General features: G+C 41.8%; 16 protein-coding genes. 9 read left to right on the forward strand and 7 right to left on the reverse strand.

From position 1 onward, the window contains the following. Nucleotides 1–732: solute carrier family 23 protein (locus AB4160_RS18160; protein ID WP_372005827.1), on the reverse strand; the 732-nt coding region annotated here is incomplete at its 3' end. 458 nt (nucleotides 733–1,190) lie between these two features. Between AB4160_RS18160 and AB4160_RS18165 the strand changes: the two genes are divergently transcribed. Beyond that, nucleotides 1,191–1,439 carry a DUF3297 family protein gene (locus tag AB4160_RS18165; RefSeq protein WP_076539562.1) on the forward strand — a complete coding sequence of 83 codons (249 nt, stop codon included), beginning with the start codon at nucleotides 1,191–1,193 and terminating at the stop codon, nucleotides 1,437–1,439. 165 nt (nucleotides 1,440–1,604) lie between these two features. Here the strand turns inward: AB4160_RS18165 and katG are convergent, their stop codons facing one another. Beyond that, nucleotides 1,605–3,779, reverse strand: coding sequence for a catalase/peroxidase HPI (gene katG / locus AB4160_RS18170; RefSeq protein ID WP_372005829.1), 2,175 nt, complete (start codon nucleotides 3,777–3,779; stop codon nucleotides 1,605–1,607). A gap of 536 nt (nucleotides 3,780–4,315) precedes the next feature. Between katG and AB4160_RS18175 the strand changes: the two genes are divergently transcribed. From AB4160_RS18175 to AB4160_RS18195, 5 genes are all read left to right on the forward strand, one after another. Then, the gene (locus AB4160_RS18175) at nucleotides 4,316–4,570 is read left to right on the forward strand and encodes a hypothetical protein (RefSeq protein WP_372005831.1); all 255 of its coding nucleotides are present in this window, start codon (nucleotides 4,316–4,318) and stop codon (nucleotides 4,568–4,570) included. Nucleotides 4,571–5,020: 450 nt separating this feature from the next. Then, a complete protein-coding gene (locus tag AB4160_RS18180) occupies nucleotides 5,021–7,432 on the forward strand; it encodes a winged helix-turn-helix domain-containing protein (RefSeq protein ID WP_303410713.1) in 2,412 nt (803 codons plus the stop codon). A 24-nt stretch (nucleotides 7,433–7,456) separates the two neighbouring features. After that, a complete protein-coding gene (locus AB4160_RS18185; protein ID WP_102476682.1) occupies nucleotides 7,457–7,897 on the forward strand; it encodes a hypothetical protein in 441 nt (146 codons plus the stop codon). A 241-nt stretch (nucleotides 7,898–8,138) separates the two neighbouring features. Continuing rightward, nucleotides 8,139–8,837 carry a polysaccharide deacetylase family protein gene (locus AB4160_RS18190; protein WP_241901132.1) on the forward strand — a complete coding sequence of 233 codons (699 nt, stop codon included), beginning with the start codon at nucleotides 8,139–8,141 and terminating at the stop codon, nucleotides 8,835–8,837. Between the two features lie 317 nt (nucleotides 8,838–9,154). After that, entirely contained in the window at nucleotides 9,155–9,796 is a 642-nt protein-coding gene (locus AB4160_RS18195) for a LysE family translocator (RefSeq protein ID WP_198589375.1), read from the forward strand. Nucleotides 9,797–9,927: 131 nt separating this feature from the next. Here AB4160_RS18195 and AB4160_RS18200 read toward each other — a convergent pair whose 3' ends face one another. The 3 genes from AB4160_RS18200 to AB4160_RS18210 all read right to left on the reverse strand — a co-directional run bounded on the left by AB4160_RS18200 (nucleotide 9,928) and on the right by AB4160_RS18210 (nucleotide 12,963). Next, nucleotides 9,928–10,980 (reverse strand): NAD(P)/FAD-dependent oxidoreductase, encoded by a 1,053-nt coding sequence (locus AB4160_RS18200; protein WP_102476684.1) that lies wholly within the window; start codon nucleotides 10,978–10,980, stop codon nucleotides 9,928–9,930. A 209-nt stretch (nucleotides 10,981–11,189) separates the two neighbouring features. Continuing rightward, nucleotides 11,190–11,801 carry a protein-disulfide isomerase gene (locus AB4160_RS18205; RefSeq protein WP_102476685.1) on the reverse strand — a complete coding sequence of 204 codons (612 nt, stop codon included), beginning with the start codon at nucleotides 11,799–11,801 and terminating at the stop codon, nucleotides 11,190–11,192. A 298-nt stretch (nucleotides 11,802–12,099) separates the two neighbouring features. Beyond that, entirely contained in the window at nucleotides 12,100–12,963 is an 864-nt protein-coding gene (locus AB4160_RS18210; RefSeq protein ID WP_102440449.1) for a universal stress protein, read from the reverse strand. Between the two features lie 115 nt (nucleotides 12,964–13,078). On the opposite strand from AB4160_RS18210, the gene AB4160_RS18215 reads away from it, so the two are divergent. Further along, nucleotides 13,079–14,281, forward strand: coding sequence for a cation:proton antiporter (locus AB4160_RS18215; RefSeq protein WP_372005835.1), 1,203 nt, complete (start codon nucleotides 13,079–13,081; stop codon nucleotides 14,279–14,281). Nucleotides 14,282–14,284: 3 nt separating this feature from the next. Here AB4160_RS18215 and AB4160_RS18220 read toward each other — a convergent pair whose 3' ends face one another. Beyond that, nucleotides 14,285–15,043, reverse strand: coding sequence for a hypothetical protein (locus tag AB4160_RS18220; protein WP_102476687.1), 759 nt, complete (start codon nucleotides 15,041–15,043; stop codon nucleotides 14,285–14,287). A 203-nt stretch (nucleotides 15,044–15,246) separates the two neighbouring features. After that, on the reverse strand, nucleotides 15,247–15,948 hold the full coding sequence (gene trmH / locus AB4160_RS18225; RefSeq protein WP_102440436.1) for a tRNA (guanosine(18)-2'-O)-methyltransferase TrmH: 702 nt from the start codon (nucleotides 15,946–15,948) through the stop codon (nucleotides 15,247–15,249). Nucleotides 15,949–16,484: 536 nt separating this feature from the next. Here trmH and AB4160_RS18230 point away from each other — a divergent pair. Further along, a complete protein-coding gene (locus tag AB4160_RS18230) occupies nucleotides 16,485–21,179 on the forward strand; it encodes a transporter substrate-binding domain-containing protein (RefSeq protein ID WP_372005837.1) in 4,695 nt (1,564 codons plus the stop codon). Next, nucleotides 21,163–22,254: a two-component system response regulator gene (locus AB4160_RS18235; protein WP_372005839.1), complete on the forward strand. Its 1,092-nt coding sequence runs from the start codon at nucleotides 21,163–21,165 to the stop codon at nucleotides 22,252–22,254. The genes AB4160_RS18230 and AB4160_RS18235 overlap by 17 nt, the downstream gene beginning before the upstream one ends. The last annotated feature ends 332 nt before the right edge of the window (nucleotides 22,255–22,586 follow it).

A 22,586-nucleotide genomic window follows, 5' to 3' on the forward strand; every position in this document is an offset into this window, starting at 1 on the left:
TGATTTATCAGACATTAAATCAGGTAAGGCAAACAAGCCTTGATAGGTCACGTTGGGATCAAACAATAACCCAAATAGCGATAAGCCAATGATCACCAGTAAAATACCGCCTGGTATCCCGCGTCGTTCAAGGCCAATGGTGGCCGCAAGTCCAATAATGGTAGCAATAACGGGCAGGCTATTGATGTCACCTAATTTTACCGGTAAGCCAGCATTGTTAGAGACGATTAATTGCACGCTATTGGTGGCAATCAAAAGTAAGAACAAACCAATACCAATACCTGTACCGTGAGCAATACCTTGAGGTAAATTAGTCAGTACCCACTGACGGATCCCTGTAACACTCACAAAAGTAAATATGAGACCCATAAGAAAAATAGCGCCCAATGTCACCGGAATTGATATCCCCTGACCCAGTACCATACTGAATGCCGTAAATGCTGTGAGTGAGATAGCACAACCAATGGCCATGGGTAAATTAGCCCATAACCCCATGAGTAAAGAACCAAAAGCGGCAATTAAGCAAGTGGAGATAAATACTGCCTCAGGGTCGAAGCCTGCTGTGCTAAGCATATTTGGCACCACAATAACCGAGTACACCATGGCTAAAAAAGTTGTTAAACCAGCAATGATTTCTTGTTTTAAGGTACTTCCACGAGCAGAAATGTTGAAATAGCGATCGATAAATGGAGCAGAGGCTGCAGTAGCCTTGGTGGTCTGTTTAGACGTCATAGTAGATAACCTTTGATCTCTTAAATATCAGTTAACCAATGAGTATTCATTGGCTACATAGCTACGGCAGGTAGAGCCCCAAAACCTTATGGTATTGGGTGAGAGATCCACTTAGCGCTATAAGCGTTAGTGACCTGCGATTACTGTAGTAAACAAATGTAGTAAACAAATTTGTTATACACATTATCTGGTAAAATTTACTCTTACCAACATAGCTTTTGTTGGCGCGAAGTTTACAGGATTAACCAATAGCGAAATTTGAAACAGCTAACAGTTTTACGCAACAAGTGTAAAAGTTACGTGAATGATTTGACCTAAGCGATATCGATAGTTAAACAAATCTTTTGATTTGAAAGTCTATGCTATTTAGTTAGTTGATATTTATGACTGCTGCGCTTGAGCAAAACGGCGCTATTGCCTACAATAGCGGATATATTTATTACTACAGATAGCAGACCATGACTGACTCAACTGAGAAACTCGCTTTACCTGATCGCCTTTCCGTTAACCCACGTAGCCCACATCATGTGGCTGCCATTTTCGATCACGACATTGGTATTACCGTTAACGGTAAAGAGCGTTTTGACGTTGAAGAATATTGCATCAGTGAAGGTTGGGTTAAAGTACCGTCTCACAAAGCGTTAGATCGTCGCGGTCAACCGTTAATGATGACAGTTAAAGGCACTATTGAAGCCTTTTACAAGTAAGCTGATTAATCTTTAAATCAGTAGCTTGAGTTAAGATCAAAAAGCATTAGCTTGAGTTGTTAACTTAAAGCATAAAAAAGCGAATCGATTGATTCGCTTTTTTGTTTTTTAATCTCGACGCTTTGTTAGCATTAGACTTAAATTGCGTTCATGCCTGTTTACGACTTAGATTAAATCAAAACGATCGGCGTTCATCACCTTTGCCCACGCTGTAATAAAGTCGCGAACGAATCGTTTTTTATTGTCATCTTGGGCATACATTTCAGCATAGGCACGCAGCTGTGAGTTTGAGCCAAAAATCAAATCTACCCGTGTTGCCGTCCACTTGAGTTTGCCTGTTTGACGTTCACAAATATCGAACAGATTATCTGATTTTGGTTGCCAGCTATAATTCATGTCGGTGAGGTTGACAAAAAAGTCATTACTGAGCACGCCAACATTATCGGTAAATACCCCATGTAATGTATTGCCGTAGTTGGTGCCAAGCACCCGCATACCGCCCACAAGTACCGTCATTTCAGGGGCAGAGAGCCCCATCAGTTGACTGCGATCAAGCATTAACTCTTCGGCGCTGACAATATAATCATTCTTTAACCAGTTACGAAATGCATCATGAAGCGGCTCCAAATCGGCAAAGGAGTCAATATCGGTCATCGCTTGGCTTGCATCACCACGGCCGCGAAAAAACGGCACTATCATCTCATAACCTGCCGCTTTGGCAGCTTGTTCAATCCCGACATTACCTGCTAGAACAATCACATCGGCGATACTGGCGCCGGTATCTGTCGCGATTTGGGCAAGTATAGTTAATACCTTACACAGGCGTGTCGGCTCATTGCCTTGCCACATATTTTGTGGTGCTAAACGAATACGGGCACCATTGGCTCCGCCGCGCATATCTGAGCCTCTAAAGGTTCTGGCGCTGTCCCATGCTGTTGTTACCATTTCGCTAACACTTAACCCGCTGGCGCTGATTTGCTCTTTTACCAATTGAATATCGTAGTGGCGGTTTCCTGCGGGAATAGGATCTTGCCAAATCAACTCCTCATCTGGCACATCAGGGCCGACATAACGGGTTTTAGGCCCCATGTCTCTGTGAGTCAGCTTGAACCAAGCTCTGGCAAAAGCATCAGAAAACTCATCAGGATTATGATAGAAACGCTCGGAGATTTTTCGGTATTCAGGATCCATTTTCATCGCCATATCAGCATCAGTCATCATGGGGTTGTAACGTTTGCTTGGGTCTTCAACATCAACAGGTTTATCTTGTTCTTTAATATTGATGGGCTGCCACTGCCAAGCACCTGCTGGGCTTTTTGTGAGCTCCCAATCGTAGTTAAGTAACAGTTGAAAGTAGCCATTATCCCACTGGGTTGGGTGAGTCGTCCATGCGCCTTCTATACCACTGGAAACCGTATCACGACCAATACCGCGGTTCGCTTGGTTATTCCAGCCCATGCCTTGTTGTTCAATGTCAGCGGCTTCTGGCTCTGGGCCCAGTAGACTTGCGTCTCCGTTACCATGGGCTTTACCCACGGTATGGCCGCCAGCGGTAAGGGCCACTGTTTCTTCATCGTCCATGGCCATACGTTTAAAGGTCACCCGTATATCATGGGCGGTTTTTAGTGGGTCAGGGTTACCATCAACGCCTTCTGGGTTGACGTAAATTAACCCCATCATCACTGCCGCTAGTGGGTTTTCGAGATTACGCTCACCTGAGTAGCGACTGCCTTCACTGCCACTTGGAGCCAGCCAATCTTTTTCAGCTCCCCAATAAATGTCTTTTTCAGGATGCCATATATCTTCACGGCCAAAGCCGAAACCGAAGGTTTTAAGCCCCATGGATTCATAGGCTATGGTGCCTGCGTAGGCAATTAAATCTGCCCAACTGAGCTTGTTGCCGTACTTTTTCTTAATTGGCCACAGTAGCCGACGGGCTTTATCGAGGTTGACGTTGTCAGGCCAGGAGTTAAGCGGGGCAAAGCGCTGATTACCTGTGCCAGCACCGCCGCGGCCGTCAGCAGTGCGGTAAGTGCCCGCCGCATGCCAAGACATGCGGATCATTAAGCCGCCGTAGTGCCCCCAGTCAGCAGGCCACCATGGCTGACTATCTGTCATCAGTGCATGCATATCTAGTTTTAGCTCGGCCACATCGAGTTTTTTAATTTCCTCTTGATAATTGAAGCGATCGCCCATGGGGTTGGTCTTAGCATCATGTTGATGCAAAATATCCAGATTAAGCGCTTTAGGCCACCACTTGGTATTTGGCATGCTGTTGTCGGTCGTAGCACCGTGCATTACTGGACATTTGCCACCAGTATTTGTGGTGTTTTTATTCATAGCTTAACTTCCTTAGTATGTAGAACCCTAAGCCGCTTTTAGCAGCATAGCTTGCACAATATGATTGCCATAAGGCGCAGTACATTAGGTGTTCAGGTTGAATGACTACCCACTTTTTACCTCCCACAATTGGCGTATGATGAAAGCGATAGTCATTGCTTTTCGATATGGCTATCTATCAAGTTAGTTCATAAAGTCAGACTTTGGCGCTTTTAAGCTCAATCGTTTTGATGGTTTTTATCTGAATGGGGATAAACAAAACATGGCTATCTTTTGTGTTGCCAATTTTTAGGGCATCTACAGTTTGTTGTTCGGTTTAGTCTTTGCTCGTGTCATTAAGGCTGGTTAGACGAATAAACTGATAGTGAGTCCAATTGATGGGATTCACCACTATGAGGTATTTGCACCTCTTGGTTTGCTGAAAAACAGCTAAGCTTTGAGGTGAAGCCTTGCCACCCGTTGGCGGCACATTAATTTGGTGATTTGATCAGGTCGTCCCCGATTCCGGTACGGCAATTAATTCGAACTCATTTGAGGTGAGTAACAGCAGTTGTAGCACTGATGGTACACAAATCATTTTAGCTAACGATTATTATGAATGTCAGTTCGATGTGCATCTGCTTGCCACTGAAAATGACGCCGCTGAAAATGTGTTTAAATATGACACCAGTGACGTTACCCCTTATGCCAGTAACCTTGCCGATCTCGTTGAGGTGGTGGTTAATAAAGATAATGAAGGTAACGAGGCAAATGATGTTGCTAACGTCACCGTTCAGTTGAACGAAGACTAATTTAAAGGAGTTACCCCCAAAAAGCGCTAGTTATCACTGGCGCTTTTTATTTTTGGCTTAGAGGGGCAATCATTGGGTCGATAGGTGCCGGTTGCCTACTGTATTAATATGCTGTTATCAATGAGTGGTAAAATTTTAGCTTCAAACAATAACAAGCATGCAACTAAAGTACATATAAGACTCTATTATCTTGTACTACTTATGTATGTAATTTCAGTTACTAAAGTGAGTCAGCAACATTTACGCTTAGCGCGTATATCGCCTGATATGGCCGCTTTAGAGTCATTTTCCTGTGATAAACACCGCTGAATCAAGGGGCTCACATGGTTTGCGCAATATACAAAACCTACCTAGACTGAACATTCAGTTTAATATCAAGTTTCTCCCCATTTAACAGTGTAAGTTTCCGCATAATCAAGCGAATATTAGAATCTATAAGGCTCAATTTTTATGGACTCAAAGGGCAGAAATCAAAGCGATATGGAAGGAATCGACCCTAACTTACGTCAAGGTTTTGTGTTAAATGACATTGTGGTATTACCCGACGATGGTGAAGTGATTGTTCATGGGGAACGGCGTCATTTGCCTCCTAAAGCTTTTGAAATCTTATTATATTTATGTTCAAACCCTGAGCAGTTGCTTTCAAGTCAGCGATTGCTCGCTTTTGGTTGGGGGAAACTTAATCGAAAGCGTAGAAATTTGAGCCATGTAATTAGCGAAATTCGCCACGCCTTAGATGATCACAAAGAGTCCCCTGTTTTTATCCAAACCATTACCCGAAAGGGCTATCGATTAATCGCGACAGTCGCCCCCCTTGATGAAGAGGCGCTTAACCGAAAGCGTGCTGCGTTAAAAGCGCCGTTGTCTACCACGCATTCTGCCGATAGCGCACATACACCGCAATGGCACTTAAATATTGCCCTGTTAAAAAACTCTAATTTATTTCGTGTTAGCGTGGCTTTTTCGATTATGACTTGGCTCATTATTCAAATTATAGCCATTATCTTTCCGATTTTTAATGTGCCTGATTGGGGCATTAAAATTGTTGTTTTAGTACTGGTTGTCGGTTTTCCAATATTACTTATTTACACATGGTTTCAGGATATTAAGGTCAAAAAAGACTTATTTAAAGCTGATAGAAATCATCCGAAGAAAAAGGTGTTTTACAAACAGTTGGCGTTTGATTTTTTCTTTATTGGCGCGTTGTCCATTTTAGGTGGCTTTTTATCGCTGCATTTAATTGACTCTATTTATAATGAAAAACCCAAGGTCGCAGCGCTGAAAACTAGCCTACCTATTCAAGATAATCTCATTGCGGTTATCCCTTTTGTGTTTGATGAGCAAAGCCAATTACCACATTATTTTGAATCCACCTTTCAAGGCGAAGTGATTAGCGCCTTAAGCAAGCAAAGCGCTTTTAATTTAATGTCTCAGCGGGCAGTAAATGAAATTCCCCAAAACAGCAAACTATCCACCTATGCCGAAAAACTCGGGGTGCGATATTTAGTCGATGGCGCCATTACTGAAAATGCAGGTGAATTTTCAATAATATTACATATTACTGATATCAAAACGTATTTACAGGTGTGGTCTTCGGTTGTTAAAGGTGATGTCGGCAATATTTTGTTGGTGCAAAAACAAATATATCGTGAGCTTTTTAATGCCTTATCACTGATTGCACAGTCGAGTGAATTAGATAGTCAGGACCTTATCAGCACCGATGATTTCAAAGCTTATGACAGTTATATACAAGGTAAAAGCGAGCTGTTTAAAGCTCCCACTCAGGCCACATTAGCCCAAGCTGAATTTCATTTTATGAAGGCGTTGGCATTTGATGGGGAATTTACCTTAGCCAGCGCTGGTTTATGCCAAACCTATCTAAATCAATACCAGATAAATAAAAAACTTGCGACGTTTGAATCAGCCCAGCAAATTTGTAATGCACTGACTCAGGTGTCGAATTTAAAAGAAGAAGGCTTAGTTGCCTTAGGTAACCTAGAGCGCTTAAGTGGCCGTTATTCACAATCTATTGCGTTTTTTGACGAGGCATTAACCCTTAACCCTAAAAATATTGAAGCAATTATTGGCGCAGCCGACAGTCAGACTCAACTGGGTCACAATGATAAGGCGGTGGATTTATTTGCTAATGCGATTCAATTAGAGCCGGGATACTGGAAAAATTATCAGCGCTTTGGCAATTATTACTTTAATAATGGTCAATATAAAAAAGCCAAAGATAAATACCTTAAAGTCACATTATTAAAGCCTAACTACGCTAATGGCTACAGTAGTTTAGGCGGCGCCTATTTTCTTGATGATGAATTAGAAAAGGCCACTATGGCGTGGCAAACCGCATTATCTTTAGCACCTAATGCGTTAACTTACTCAAACCTTGGGACAGCACTCTTTTTTAGATATGAGTTTACTGATGCAGCCCAAAGTTATCGTAAAGCCATTAAGCTGAGCCCCAACGACCCAGTATTGTGGGCTAATTTAGCGGATGCAGAAAAGTTTTCCGGTGATGCCACTCAAGCCCTTCAAAGCTATCAACAAGCCTATAAATTAGCTCGTGAGCAATTTGTAGTTAATCCTAACGACCATGTTATGCAAGCAATGTTTGCTCGGTATCAATCAGAGCTTGGGGAGTGTGAACCGGCATTGCAAAAAATAACCTCAACTCAATTACAAGATAGCCCCGATCCATATCTTTTTTATGATATGGCCATAGCGGCGATAAATTGTGATGAAAAACAACTGGCTATTCAGTATATCGATAATGCCCTTAAATTAGGCTATTCGAAAAAGTTGCTGGCTAGAGATATTCAGTTTCAAGGTGTTTACGTCAACATGGCGATGCCATAACGCAATAAAACAAGGAAGAAGGCAATGAATATTACTATAAAACCATTACTCACAGCTCGAGCATTAACCTTAGTTACACTCATAGGTCTATTGGGGATGTTTTCACGACAAAGTCTTGCTGAAGATCAAACCATTAGTTTGGTTGCCAGTGAGTGCGCTGTCACGGTAACACCTAATGAAGGTAGCGGCTGTGAGCAAGGGCAATGTGAAGGGGTTGAAGCGTGTATCTGCGCTAAGCGAGGTGACTTTATCACTTGGAAAATGGCAGATGATATTTTCAGTAAGTTTAAATTAAAATTTACCGAAAACTCACCTCTTAAAGAACAATGTGGCAAGAACTTTAAAAATGGCCAGGTAAAGTGCAAAGTGAAAGAAGAGCTTGACGTTGGGGAAAGCTTTGACTATTTGGTGATGCTTGAAGGCTGTGATGAAGGCACAGATCCACGTATTGTTATTTCGAAATAATAACGGCTCAGTGAAAGTCAGAGTATGCATAATAGGCTGATTTATATGTTAGTTTATAGCTTGTTTTATATTTGGATTTATAAAAATCTGGGCTGGCATGACTTTTATGGGCGCGAAATTGATTATCAATAAACAAATATTACAGATTTTAAGGTCAATGGTCTTACTCCCATTGGCCTGTTTTTCAGCGTCGGCAGCTGAAACTCAAAGGTTTACTTGGCCTAACGGCGAAAAACTAGCAGTGAGCCTTTCTTATGATGATGCCTTAAACAGCCATTTAGACAATGTGTTGCCAGCACTGAATAAGCATCATTTTAAGGGCTCTTTTTATGTTATCTCCACGTCTTCGGTATTAGCGCAGCGAAAGAGTGAGTGGCAAGCTGCAGTTAAACAAGGTCATGAGCTAGGTAATCACAGTATGCAGCATCCTTGCCGCGCCTCATTGCCCAATAGGGGCTGGGTTAAGGTAGAGCAAGACCTTGATCATTATAGTGTCACACAGATGATTGATGAGCTTAGCGCTGCTAATACTTTTTTAAATGCTATTGATGGTAAAACTGAGCGCACCTATACCGTCCCTTGCGGTGATTTACTGGTGGGCAGTGCTTTACGCTTAGATGATGACTCGACTGGTGGTCAAGAGTACCTTAACAAAGTAAACCACCTCTTTACCGCGATTAAAGGCCACGGCGCTGACACACGCTTTAACCCCATCATTTACCCAACCGGCGAAACCGGTAAAGCGTTAATTGCTTATATTAATAATACCTCTACAGATACCTTGCTGATTAACTTGGTTTTTCATGGGGTGGGCGGTGATTACCTATCGGTTTCATCCAAAGCTCATGCTGAACTATTGGCTTATTTAGCGGCCAACCGTGACAAGTACTATGTCGATTCATACCTTAACCTGATGAACTATGCAGCCGCTCAGCAATAACACTTTTTTAGATTTGGGTGTTTTAAGCTTTGGCTATATTTAGTGAGAGGCAGTGACAAGTATCATGTGGATTCATACCGTAATTTGATGAACTATGCAGCTGCGAAGTAATAGCAGCTAATTCTATTTAGCTTGTTTCAGCTTACGCTATCTTTAGCTTAATTCAGCCTTTAACATCAGCCTTTAACATCAGCCTCTAATATTAGCTGTAAATAAACTCTGCCAACTCAAGATCTCATTTAAACACAAGATGACTTTTATTCATGTTGGATAACTGTAGAATCCGCGGCTGTTTTATCACTAATTTTGTATTTATCATGATTGATCTGGCTTTACTTCCTGTTTATTTAACCACTGTGGTCGCTTTACTGCTAATACCTGGGCCTGACATGCTGCTGATAGCCAGCTCGAGTTTAAGTTATGGCCGCAAGGTGGGCGTGTATGCAAGCTTTGGCAATGCGACCTCTGGGCTTATTTTAACTTTGCTGGCAGCTATGGGTGTGTCGGCGTTAGTGGCAATGAACCCGATGGCATTAGAAGTGCTGCGGGTGCTAGGCGGCGCTTATTTATTAAAAATGGGCTGGGATTGTATGCGCAGCAGCGCAGCTGATGCCCCTGAAATTGAGCAGCAAAATAATTTAGCCAAATTACTTTATCGCCGCGCGGTAATGAGTAACCTGCTTAATCCCAAGGCGCTGATATTTTTTGTGTTATTTTTGCCGCAGTTTGTCTCAACCCAGCTTAGTGCCAGCTCAGGCGAGCAGATGTTGACTCTTGGGCTGATACTGAACGTCATGGGGCTCGCTTTTAATTTACTGCTGGTGGCTTTAGTGGGCAGTTTAGGTAAGCCGCTGCTTAAAAATGACAAGTTTAGAACCTATCAAAATAAGTTTATGGGATTGATATTTTTTGCCTTAGCCATTTGGTTGTTAGCTTCTCAAGTGCAAAGCATTAGTTAGGCCAATATAAGGTATTGAATTTTAAAGCGACTTTGCTTAAAAATAAAAAACGGAATGAGCTGCCACTCATTCCGTTTTTTGTTTTAGAGAACAAACCATTAATATTCATAGCGTGTTCTTGATATCTGCTTTTAAGCCGCTTTAACGTTTTCAGAGATGTAATTCATTAAGTACTGCGCATCCTTGTAAACGCCGCCTAGGGTGGCAGAGCCTCGGGTATAAAGCCACGGCAAGCCAATAAAATACAAGCCCTCAATATCATTACTGACACCGCGATAATTGCTGGGGTAGTTCATTTCATCAAATGAGATACCGTCAATCCAAAAAAAGTTGGGTTTAAAGCCTGTAGCCCAAATAATATTTCTGATGCTACTCACACTGCCTTTTTGAAATTTAATACTGCTTTCATCGGCTGACAAGGTTCTGCCCATGTGGATGACATTGTCTTTTGCTAGTAGTGATTTTACGTCAGTGCCAATGACAGGTTGCACGCCGCTGCTCAACCACTTGCCAATTTTGCTAAAACGGTTAACCGATAAAAAGCCGATTTTGGTGAACCACCACCATAGGGTTTTACCTAAAAAGGCTTGGGGAATGGCTTTGATTTTATTGGTGCCAGAAAAATGCACTGTGCGGCCGGTATCGGCTATTTCAGATAATATTTGCACCCCAGAATCACCCGCACCCACGACTAAACAATCACCTTGTTGCAGTTGAGATGGGCTTTTATAGTTTTCACTGTGCAGTTGAACAACATCTTTGGCAATATCAGCATGACAAGGTGGGGTGTAAGGGGTATGAAACGGCCCGGTGGCAATGATGACTTGTTTGGCTTTATAGCTTGTGCTGGCAGTAGTTATGTCAAAAATACCATTCACTTTTTTAATCGAGGTGACCTTTTGGTTAAACTCAATCGGTATCGAGAACTTATCTACATAACTTTTTAAGTAGTCTGCCACTTCATATTTATTGGGGTAATAACCTTTGGGAAAAGGAAATTTCATACCCGGTAGATGGTTATATTCAGTGGGAGTAAACAGGGTTAAAGAGTCCCAGCGCTTGAGCCATGGAGCCCCTATATATTCATTGGCATCGAGAATGAGATAGTCTTTATTATTGCTCGATAAGTTATACGCCATAGCCAGGCCAGACTGCCCTGCGCCAATGATGATAAATTCTTTCATGGAACCCCAATAAATACATATGGTTATTATTATGGGCTGCATTCTAACAGAACATCAGCGCTGAATCGGCTGTGGCCTTAAAAGAGTTAACGGCGTTACTGTAAACCTTGGTCGCTTTTTAGCGTTGAAATTAAACTCTAAAGGTTTAATTTCAATAAAAAACCACGGTAAATACCGTGGTTTTTTGTTTGTGACTAGCCTTAGCTATATTACTTCTTAAACGCAGCTATTTCTTGCTCAACAGCTGCCACCACAGTATGCGGGCTACTGATGTATTTTGAGTGATCGATAAATATGGCGTTATCACCTACAGTCATCACTAATGCTGGAAAACTGTTAGTACCAATGACCTGTTGGATTTCGGCAATGCCTTCGAGTACGTATTCAGCGTCCATACTCAGCTCATCTTTAAAGACTTTATTTGATGGCGACAGTTTAAACTTTTCAACGATAGCATTGAAATCATGCTTAGTATCAAGCGGGTTACCTTCGATAAAGTGTGCTCTTTGAATCGCATTAAGTACAGGCAGTTGTTTATTCGCTTGCTTGCTTTGCAACCATCCCATTAGGTTAGCGGTTTTGACTGAGTTTTTAGGGCTATTGGCATAACGAATATGATCTCTGCCAAACTTAAGTCCACTCATTCTTGCTGCCGCTTCCATTTGCTCTTCGCCAGCACTGTCTTTGCCGATGAAATTGGCGCAATGTAATAAGTTTACATTCATTTCAGGGTAGGCTTCTTGTAATGCATTCACCAAAGGTGTTGCGGCGTAGCTCCAAGGGCAATGTGAGTCGTAGATGAAATAAAGCTCGGTGGTCATAGGAAAATTCTTGTTTGCTATCTGATGAGTTGATCCTAGTGAGTTTGTGGCCATTATTCAATGATTGAAAGCATACATAGCTAATAAGTTGGCTGTTTACATCTTGCAGAGGGGCTGACCCTTTACAATCGATATCGTGCTTTGAATTTTTCCTTATACAATTCAACCATCAAACGATAGCACATATCGATGGTAGGGCTTGATTTAATCGAACCAGACGTTTAAGTCCTAAGTAATCTTTTTGAGGTACAAAATGAAGCTAGCAAGTAACTTAAAACCTTTGGTCATAGCAATGGCATTAATCTGCCAAGCGATGTGGCACCACTAAAACGTTACTGCGAACTCGCTCTAAGATCGACTCAGCGGTATTTCCGAGCATAAATCCAATAATGCCTTCTCGCTGGCGAGCGCCTATAACAAGATATTGAGCTTTTAGGCGACAACTTAATTCGAACAGGCATAGATCGGCATTGCCTGTCAGGATATGCACATGCTCCTTATCTAGGCCAAGCTTTGCAATCTTGCTGTCATAACGCTGGTAAGCTTCTTTCACTAAGGTGTGAGTATTGACGATATCCATATCCCGCAGTATTTGCGGAAAACGCACCACGTAGCCTAGGTGTAAATCACAACCCGTAGCCTTAGCAAGTTGCTGGGCTTGGGTAATTACATCTTGGTTGAGGGCTTGTTTTAGTGGATCGCTAGTGCCCAAGTCCAGCGCCATTAAAATTGAATTTGCCTTATGCAAGGGGTGATTACTCAATAACATCAACGGTACTTTGATATGACGAATAAGCTGCCAATCTAAAGGGCGAAAACAGGCTGATTCATGAATAGATTTTAGCATCATGGCGTACTTGTCGGGGGTGACATACTCACATACATGTTCAACTAAATGCTTACACCACATATTAGTAAACTGTACCTCATTGGCATTGAGAACACTCAGTTGTTGCTTCACTGCGGCGCTATCATCGGCGCGAACTTGCTCTCGAACCACGCCGGCAATACGGGGATTATAGTAAGCATCGCCACTTAAGGACTCATAACTGTAGGACATGATTTCAGGAACTAAGCCTAACTGTTTAGCGAGGTTAATCCCTTCTTTTATGGCATTAGTTTGCTGCTGATGCTGTTGTGAAATAATAAATAATTTACTCATTTTCATTTCCTCTGACACTAAGTATAAGCTTAGCAGTTGGTTAAAAATCAACCTTGATCTTTGTCATCTAAACGCTCAACATTTAATCAATAACAATAAAAAGATTAAGGTTAATATGAACGTTGACCAGTTTGTTATTTCACTTTGCCTGATTTTGTTTTTGGGCAAACTTTTTGGCGAGATTTTTCAACGCTTCGAACTGCCAGTGGTGGTGGGAGAGATTCTTGCGGGCTTATTATTGGGCCCGTCGCTTACTAATGTTATCAGCCCTGATCCTACTTTGACTGTATTGGCAGAGCTTGGGGTGATCTTGCTGCTGTTTTCCATTGGCTGTGAAAGCTCAATTAAAAGACTTTATCAAGCTGGTGGTCGCGCGGTAAGCGTGGCCTTAGTGGGAATTATTGTTCCGGCTATTGTGATGGGCGTGAGTGGTGCCTACTATCTTACCGACTCAATATTCACCGCTATTTTTCTTGGGTGTGCCTTAACAGCGACGAGTATTGGCATTTCATTACGGGTGTTGGTTAATGCCAATCATGCAAAAACGACCGCGGGACATATTATCTTAGGCGCCGCCGTGTTTGATGATATCGGCGGAGTGATTTTGCTCAGCATTTTGTTCAACTTTGCAGCCCATGGGGAGTTTGATGTATTTAGCACGCTATTACTTATCACTAAAGTGCTGGTGTTTTTGTTACTGACGCCGCCCGTGGCTAGGGTGTTATTGTATTTTGCACGAGTACTAAAACCGGCTAGCGATAATTCAGGTTATGAAGTTATCATCACTATGATTTTAGTGTGCTTGTTTGCATGGCTAGCACACTTATTCGGCGCGCCAGCCTTGTTAGGCGGCTTTGCGGTTGGCTTAGCACTTAGCCGCCAATTTACCTCACCACTCAATCGCTACCTAGTTAACCCTTTTGCCTTTACCCACAAAATGGAGCAATCAAGTAAGGCATTAGTTGACGTTTTTACCCCGATATTTTTTGTTTACGTTGGAATAAGCTTAGATCTGAGCCAGCTAGATTACAGTACTAGCGGGGTATTGTTGTTGCTGTCATTGTTAGCCATTGCCAGCAAACTGGTTGCCGGCACGGTTGCTGGTGGTAACTGGCAAAAGAAACTTATTGTGGGTAGCGCTATGGTGCCGCGAGGGGAGGTCGGCTTAGTGTTTGCTGAAATGGGGCTGAAGACGAACATTATCGACAATAAATTATTTACCGAGTTAGTGGTGATCATAGCAATCACCACGTTAATCGGCCCCATGTTGCTCAAATGGAGTTTGAACAAGCATGGTCATCATTCGCAAGTAGAATAAACCTTAGTCAGCTTGGTCATTAACCACTGTCAGGGTAAAAGTTAATTTTTGCACCGACTGTGACGGCTGGTTATTGACCATAGAATACGATGGCATTGGGAAGGTGACATAGGGTTGCCCTGATTGTCCATCTACGCTTATTTGGCCTTTATCGTCAAAGGTAAACGATAACAGCTCGCCGTTCCAAAGCTGCAGTTCTTTTCCTTGATTATCTTCTCGCCATTGGGTGACCCATTTCATCACTAGCGTCGCCTTACCTGGGCGAGCATTATTTTGAAAGACACTGGCTTTTACTGACTCAATATCAGTTTTATTGCTGTGGATCTCAAGTACAGGGCTGCCTTTATCTAATGATAAATATAGAGGTAGCGTTAATGTTTTGCTGGCATCTGCTTTATCGGTAAAGGTCATATCTAATTGGGTGCTGACACAAAGTTGACTCCAGCTGGCATCTTCGCTTTGGTATATATCTTTGATGACAATGTCGGTTTGGTATTGCTGAATATGGGCTTTAGCATATTGGTCAAATTTATTATCAACGATATAGCCTGATAGGGTATTGGCTGTAAATACGCTGAGTGAGCCGATATTGGCATTGTTATCCGTCACGCACCTGCCAGTGTTTTGTGTCACGCTGATATCGAGGTCTTTTTTAGCGCTGATGACAGAGGTGGTTGATTGACAGCCACAAAGCGCAAGTAGTGTTGCTAAGGCAACTCCTGTTAATTTTACCCTTGAATGATTCTTAGCAGTTATCCCCATACCTATTTCCTTATGTAAGTAATTTTTATTTACAACAATAAGCATAGACGCTGTTAGCGGTTAAGTTGCTCACAACTGGAGTTTTATTTATCAAAGAGCCGCTAGAGGATGTTTATTGAGGAAGCGAGAGCCGACAACACTGAGACTCTAGGCCTCAGTGTTGAGGATATTCTTATCTTGTTTAATATCAGTAAAGGTTAATGTTAACCGAGCTCAGCTTGTGGATCTGGCGCGCGCATGCGCTGCCACCATTCATCGCTAGCATCAATTTGCCCTTGCAGATCGATAGCTGGGTATGGGATGTTTTTTCTACGGCAGGCCTTGGCGAATATTGGGTGACCTTGTTCAAATAACATGGTTTGGCAGTAGCTGTGATCAAGCTGGCGGCTACCGTACATATTAGCTTGTTGGCGTTGACGCTGGGCTTCATACATGACTAAGGCTGCAGCGACTGATACATTCAGTGATTGCACCATGCCAATCATAGGGATGATGATATGTTGATCGGCGGCTGCGATGGCTTCAGGGCTGACACCATCACGCTCGTTACCCATGATGATGGCGGTTGGACGGGTATAATCGATTTCGCGAAAATCTACCGCAGTGTCTGAAAATGTGGTGGCTAACACCTGCATTTTTTGCGCTTTAAATAGCTTATTTGCATCATCAAAATTGCGGTGATTGACGGTATTAACCCACTGCTGACTACCAGATGCAGTATTGCCTGAAACCCAAAGGCTGTTATCGGGCATAACCGCATGAATTTGATGGATGCCAACGCTATCAGCGGTGCGCACCACGGCTGCAATATTTTGCGATTTATGGACTTTATCGAGGCAAACTGTCAGGTCGACTTGGCGATTATCAAGCATCTGATTTATTCGGGCTAAACGTTCTGGGCTCATGGGGCTGTTCTACTTGGTTTTATCTAAGAAAAAGCGAATTAATAAAAGGCGTATAATCCGTCCGTAACTGCTGAGTTAATATCTGCGTCATTATAACGCTTAATTGCTAAAGCTAAAATGCTATTCAGTTGTACATGTTTGATTTTAGTTATTAATCTTAGTTAGGGGACAAAACCTTAAATAATTCATTTTAAATTACTCCCCCCGTACACATGATGAGTTGACGCAAGGTATTAATTTATTTGGCTAACCGTCTCGTTGTACTTTTTGGGCTGCGTTGGTCAATAGCATTAATGACTTGCGGAGTTATTATGTGCTTTACATTGGTGGGTATGTCATTTTTCAGGGACGAACTTTCTCTAGGTTGACTTGTTTTCAATAAATAATAAAAGGATTTAAAAATGAATTATTAATTACTGTTTTGATGCTGAAATTTTATCGCCAAAATTGCATCTGGCCATTTGAGTGCTAAGATTAATTCAGTGCAGGTAAGCACATAAGGAATTTATTATTTTAAGCTCATACAGGGAGTTAGCATGAGTCGCTTCACAAGGATGCCTCGTCTACTTTTAGTAAGCCACTTTGCAATGAAATTGAGGTTAGCTTGCCTATTCCTCGGTTTTTTTTGTCCTTTTTTCTGTCACCTTACGGCAGCAGCTGAAGCTGAAGCAATTCCTAATGATGAGCAAGTAGTGCGTATTGCTTACCGAACTGATAGCACTCCGTTGCAATATCTTAATGACAAAGGCCAAGCTGCTGGTATTTTAATTGATTATTGGCGTACTTGGTCGCAAATCACAGGTAAAGCCGTTGAATTTGTACCAGGCTCTAATGCAGAAGGGCAAACTTGGTTAGCGCAGAATAAAGTCGATTTGTTGGCTGGGGTATTTCAAAATGAAAAACGCGCTAAAAGTATGTCTTTTTCTGCGCCACTGTTACATAGTGAATATTTCTTATATGCCAATACTGTAGAGCAAGGTATTGAATTTATTAAACAAATACCACAATACCGTATTGGTGTTACCCACAATAGTTTTCATCATAATTGGCTAAAAAAATATTTCCCCAATGCCGACATCAGGACTTTCAAAGGCTATAAAGCATTATTTGATGCTGCAATTAATGGCGAAATAAGCCTGTTTATCTGCCAGCCGCTTTACCTTGACACCTATTTAAAACAAACACCTGCAACGACTAAATTCAAAACCATTGAATCCGCATTATATTCACATCCTTTTCGCGCAGCAGTGAAGAAGGGAAACGTTGAATTACTGCAAACAATAGATACAGGCATACAACAAATAGATAATAAGAAAAAAGATGCGATATCTGCTAAGTGGAGTGGTTTTCATTGGGAGTATCAAAATTTAGCTGAACCGTTATTAGTGACACAGCCAATTATTACCCTTACAGAAGAAGAAAAAGCATGGCTAGCTGCTCATCCGATTATTCCTATTGGCGTAGACGGTCGTTGGCCGCCGGTAGATTTTATCGACCCTAATGGTGAGCACTCGGGAATTTTACATGACTATTTAACCCTTTTTGAAAAGCAGTTAGGAGTGAGCTTTGACACTCGAGTGTTTGGTAGTTTCCAAGATATGCTTTCTGCGGTTAGTTCTGGAAATTTAAAACTAGGTGCAACATTAGTAAAAAAACCAGACCGTGCCAAAAACCTGTGGTTTAGTGCGCCTTATTTTAGTGCGATTAAGGTGATTGTTTCTAAAACTGGCGCACAACAATATTCCAAATTGACAGAATTGTATGGCAAGAGATTAGCATTAGAGAAAGGCTTTTATTTAGTCGATGAAATTAGCAATAATCATCCCGAGATTAATCTAATGACCTTTTCAACAACTGAAGAGGCATTGAAAGCGGTCTCTTTCGGTACAGTTGATGCGTATATTGGTAATCAAGCGGTTGTCACTTGGCTTATGGATAGTTTGCAGCTGACTAATTTAACCTTTAGTGGCGATCCTATGTTTGCGCCCGCTCATCAAAGATTTGCCATTTATAAAGATCCTGAATGGGAGCCCTTGCTTGGCATTCTCAATAAAGCCCTCGATTCGATAAGTGTGTCAAGACGCCAGCAGATACATACTGATTGGATTAATCAAGACAGTAAAATTAGCAGTCCACTTATTTTTACTCAAAAACAACATGCATGGTTGGAGGCTCATCCCACTTGGCGACTAGGAGTTGATAACAGCTGGCCGCCTTTTGAATTTATTGATGATAACGGTGTTTATTCTGGGATGTCGGCAGATGTGATGTCCAGATTGACAAATTTAATTGGTGCAGAGTTTATTTCCCCTGTTAACAAACCCTGGTCCCAAGTGTTGGCAGAGTTTTCCGCTGGAGAGCTAGATATTTTACCTGCTGTAACCCCCACACCTGAACGGCGCGAGGTGATGCTGTTTTCTACCCCTTATTTGGAAAGTCCATATATGGTGTTAGTTCATCAAGATACCCGTTTTGTGACCAGTCTTGATGATCTTGATAATAAGCAAGTCGGTGTGGTTAAAGGCTATGCCATCGAAGAGACATTAAAACATGATTATCCACAATTTAATTTAGTACCATTTTCATCCAATAAAGAGGCACTGATTGCACTAAGCGCTGGTGAAATTGATGGCTATATTGGTAATTTAAATGCCTCATCTTGGACATTAGAAGAACTCGGTATTCGTAATGTAAAAGTGACCGCAACCACGCCTTATACCTTTAAACAATCAATCGGTATTCGCAAAGATTGGCCTGAATTGTTGGAAATTGTCAATCTCGCGATTGCGAGAATTGACCCTCAGCAACGGCAAGCTATCGAAAATAAGTGGTTTTCTGTGCAGTTTGAACATCAGGATAATCATTATCAGATTTGGCGGGCTATCTTAATTACCTGTGGCATATTGTTGCCAATGATACTGTATACCCTTGTTTGGAATAGAAAGCTTAATAAAGCAAGGCTTAAATTAACACAAAGTAGTAAAAAACTTGAGGAGGCAAAGCGTGATGCATTACAGGCTAGCGCTTTTAAAAGTCAGTTTCTTGCCAATATGTCCCATGAAATTCGCACCCCCATGAATGCCATTATTGGTATGACGCATTTATTGCAAGGGACAGAATTAAATCATAAACAACAGGATTATTCTGAAAAAATAAGACGAGCGTCTTTAAGTTTGTTGGGGATTATTAATGACATACTCGATTTTTCAAAAGTAGAGGCGGGTAAACTCGAAATTGAACAGAGCGAGTTTCTCTTACATGAAGTATTTACTAACATTGCCAACCTATTGGGGATAAAAGCCGTCGATAAAGGCATTGAGCTGCAGTTTGAGTTAGACCCTAAAATACCAGAAACAATTATTGGTGATGCGTTACGCATTGAGCAAGTGCTAATAAACCTAACCCAAAATGCGATAAAGTTTACCGAAAAAGGTGAGGTATTGCTGCGTACTAAAATGCTGTCGCAAACAGACGAGCAAGTAGCCATAGAATTTTCAGTTAAAGACACAGGTATAGGGATTGAACCAGCTAATTTAACTAGTATTTTCAATGCCTTCACTCAGGCTGATGGCAGTATTACTCGGCTCCATGGTGGTACTGGTTTAGGCTTGAGCATCAGTAAGCAATTAGTTGAATTAATGCAAGGTGATATTTCTGCAACCAGTCAACCCGATCAAGGTAGCACCTTTAGCTTTAGGCTTAATCTTGCAGTGCCTAAAGTCACTTCTAGTCGAAAATCAGTCATTACGGAATGTGCTTCCCTTAAAGGGATGAGAGTGCTTGTGGTTGATGATAATGACAATGCCAGAGAAATTTTAAAAGAGCTGCTGGAGTCATTTTCCTTTGAAGTTGAGACCGCAGTCAGTGGTGCGCAAGCGATTGAAATGCTTAGCGTGATCAACAATATGGAAGATGAGCGGCCATATCAATTAGTGTTAATGGATTGGCAGATGCCAAAAATGAATGGCATTGAGGCTAGCCGAAGCATTAAATACTTACCGCTGCGTAAGCAACCGTCAATAATCTTAATTACCGCTTACGGGCGTGAAGATGTGATGAATGAGGTGGAAAATGATTTGCTGGATGCATTTTTAATTAAACCGCTTAATGCGTCAGTGCTATTTGATACCTTGATGAAAATCTTTGAGCCTTCGCAGCCCATGGGGCCAGCAACAGAGAAGAATACGATTGAGCAGTTAGAGGGCCATGTGTTATTGGTAGAAGATCAATCGATTAATCAACAGGTCGCTACTGAATTTTTACAGCGTATGGGGTTAACCTCAGCAGTAGCCGACAATGGTAAGCAAGCAATAGAAATGGTTGATGAGCAGACATTTGATGTTGTTTTGATGGATGTACAAATGCCGATTATGGATGGTTTCGAAGCCACCGAAATCCTCCGCAGCCGTTTTGATAAAAAACAACTCCCGATTATTGCGATGACCGCCCATGCGATGAAAGGGGATCGCGATAAGTGCTTACAAGTTGGGATGAACGCTCACCTGGCTAAACCCGTTGAGCCCGATCAGCTTTATTTAGCCCTTAGCCCCTACCTTACCCATAAACAAAGCCAGAAAGTTCAGGGGCAGCAAAATATGTCGCTTGCCCCCATAGAGGGAGTTGATGTGCACTGGGGTATTAAGCGATTAGGGGGCAACCAACAGCTTTATGCGCAACTTATTGGTGAGTTTTATCAGCGTCACAAAGATCAGTTGCACTTGTTGCAGAGTTATCAAGATGCTGACGATTTAAAATCAACCATACGAGCCGTTCATACTTTAAGAGGTGTTGCTGGCAATATTGGTGCTAAACAACTAGAGCAGGCGTCGGCTAATCTAGAAAGCCAACTGCATAGTCACCCATCCCCCTTTGATGTCCCTGAGTGGCAAGCTTTTACCGATAGTCTTACGGTATTAATCGCAGGGCTTGAGCAATGCCAATGGATTAATCAATCCGTAAGTAATAGCACTGACATAAGACAGCCGTTTAAAGTATCAGCCAATTTAAGCAGGGTTTTATCACCGCTTGATGAGCTATTAGCAGCTGGAAATCCGCAAGCTAAAGAAAACATATTAGCCCTCGATGGCGAGGTCGATAGTCATCTGATTGAGAAACTTATCGAGCAGGTCAATGAATTTGAGTTTGATAATGCTAGAGAATTAATCGCCCAAGTCATAGCCCAAGCAGAACAGGAAACTGAACAGGAAACTGAACATGTCACCATATCTTAAAGATAAAATATTAATTGTTGATGATGAAGCATTTTACATTAGTGTATTGATCGAGGTTTTGGGGAGTAAATACCATGTTTCTGTGGCGAAAAGTGGCGAACAAGCACTGGAGCGTATCGCCCAAGGCTTTATGCCTGATTTAGTGTTACTGGATATTTTGATGCCTGGATTAGACGGCTATGAGGTATGTAAAAAGTTAAAAAGTAACCCTGACACTAGCAACATACCGATAATTTTTTTGACGGTAAAGGCTGAAATAGAAGAAGAAATATTGGGCTTTGAATTGGGTGCTGTTGATTACATCACCAAACCTTTTAGCCTTCCCATTATTCGAGCTCGAGTTAAAACCCATTTGGCCTTAACTTCGGCAAATAGAGCTCTGGCAGAGCAAAACCATGACTTAGAAGCCAAAGTGCTTGAGCGAACGGCTGAAATATCTCGAACCCAAGATGTCGCTATTTACTGTATGGCCTCGCTAGCAGAAACTCGTGATAATGAAACCGGTAAACATATTCGTCGCACTCAATATTACGTTAAAGCCTTAGCTGAATATTTAAGAGAAAACTCACCTTATTCTGCGAGTATTGATGATGCTTACATTGACCTATTGTTTAAATCAGCGCCGTTACACGATATTGGTAAAGTGGGGGTTCCGGATGCCGTTTTACTAAAGCCTGGCAAGCTTGATAAAGGCGAATGGAGTGAAATGAAAAAGCATGCCGAATATGGTAAATCAGCAATGGAAAGCGCTGAAAATGAATACGGAAATTCAAGCTATTTAAGCATCGCTAAAGATATAGCTTATAGTCACCATGAGCGTTGGGATGGCAGCGGCTATCCAGAAGGTTTAGCTGAAGAAGATATTCCCTTGTCGGCACGGATTATGGCCATTGCCGATTGTTATGATGCACTTATTAGTCGTCGAGTTTACAAGCCGCCTTTTACACACGAACAGGCTACAAGCATAATCAAAGAAGGCCGCGGCTGTCATTTCGACCCACATATAGCAGATGCCTTTGATGCGCTTCAAGAAGAGTTTATTAAAATTGCCGATCGCTTTCAGGATGATGATTAACCTTAACGATTAAGCAATAAAAGAGGCGTGACAAGCCTAATGCACTTTAAGTCTTAGGCTAACGTTCTATTTTAAATCAATTTATAACATTGTCGTTATTTTAAAGAGCCTATGTTGTTTGGCGGATTTGCTATCTCAAAAAAGGGTCAGCGGATTGTTGAGGGGGAATAAAGACTACTGCGTGACAGTGGCGCTAATCGTTAAATAGGCTTTTTGGCTATTGGGTACAAGCATTATTGTAAAACTCGTCATCTAATTTAAAGCAAGATATTGGATTTATTATATATTTCTAATGATTTCTCACGTTGCCCTCATTATAATAATTAACATAT

Origin of the sequence: Shewanella sp. 10N.286.51.B8 (assembly GCF_041469325.1) — a bacterium.
Classification (GTDB): Bacteria; Pseudomonadota; Gammaproteobacteria; order Enterobacterales; family Shewanellaceae; genus Shewanella.

Excerpts from the sequence above, each read along its gene's own strand:
- AB4160_RS18195 (WP_198589375.1), top strand. The coding sequence starts at position 9,155 with ATGATTGATCTGGCTTTACTTCCTGTTTATTTAACCACTGTGGTCGCT.
- AB4160_RS18215 (WP_372005835.1), top strand. The coding sequence starts at position 13,079 with ATGAACGTTGACCAGTTTGTTATTTCACTTTGCCTGATTTTGTTTTTG.
- AB4160_RS18180 (WP_303410713.1), top strand. The coding sequence starts at position 5,021 with ATGGACTCAAAGGGCAGAAATCAAAGCGATATGGAAGGAATCGACCCT.
- trmH (WP_102440436.1), bottom strand. The coding sequence starts at position 15,948 with ATGAGCCCAGAACGTTTAGCCCGAATAAATCAGATGCTTGATAATCGC.
- AB4160_RS18210 (WP_102440449.1), bottom strand. The coding sequence starts at position 12,963 with ATGAGTAAATTATTTATTATTTCACAACAGCATCAGCAGCAAACTAAT.
- katG (WP_372005829.1), bottom strand. The coding sequence starts at position 3,779 with ATGAATAAAAACACCACAAATACTGGTGGCAAATGTCCAGTAATGCAC.
- AB4160_RS18205 (WP_102476685.1), bottom strand. The coding sequence starts at position 11,801 with ATGACCACCGAGCTTTATTTCATCTACGACTCACATTGCCCTTGGAGC.
- AB4160_RS18165 (WP_076539562.1), top strand. The coding sequence starts at position 1,191 with ATGACTGACTCAACTGAGAAACTCGCTTTACCTGATCGCCTTTCCGTT.
- AB4160_RS18200 (WP_102476684.1), bottom strand. The coding sequence starts at position 10,980 with ATGAAAGAATTTATCATCATTGGCGCAGGGCAGTCTGGCCTGGCTATG.
- AB4160_RS18185 (WP_102476682.1), top strand. The coding sequence starts at position 7,457 with ATGAATATTACTATAAAACCATTACTCACAGCTCGAGCATTAACCTTA.
- AB4160_RS18235 (WP_372005839.1), top strand. The coding sequence starts at position 21,163 with ATGTCACCATATCTTAAAGATAAAATATTAATTGTTGATGATGAAGCA.
- AB4160_RS18220 (WP_102476687.1), bottom strand. The coding sequence starts at position 15,043 with ATGGGGATAACTGCTAAGAATCATTCAAGGGTAAAATTAACAGGAGTT.
- AB4160_RS18230 (WP_372005837.1), top strand. The coding sequence starts at position 16,485 with ATGAGTCGCTTCACAAGGATGCCTCGTCTACTTTTAGTAAGCCACTTT.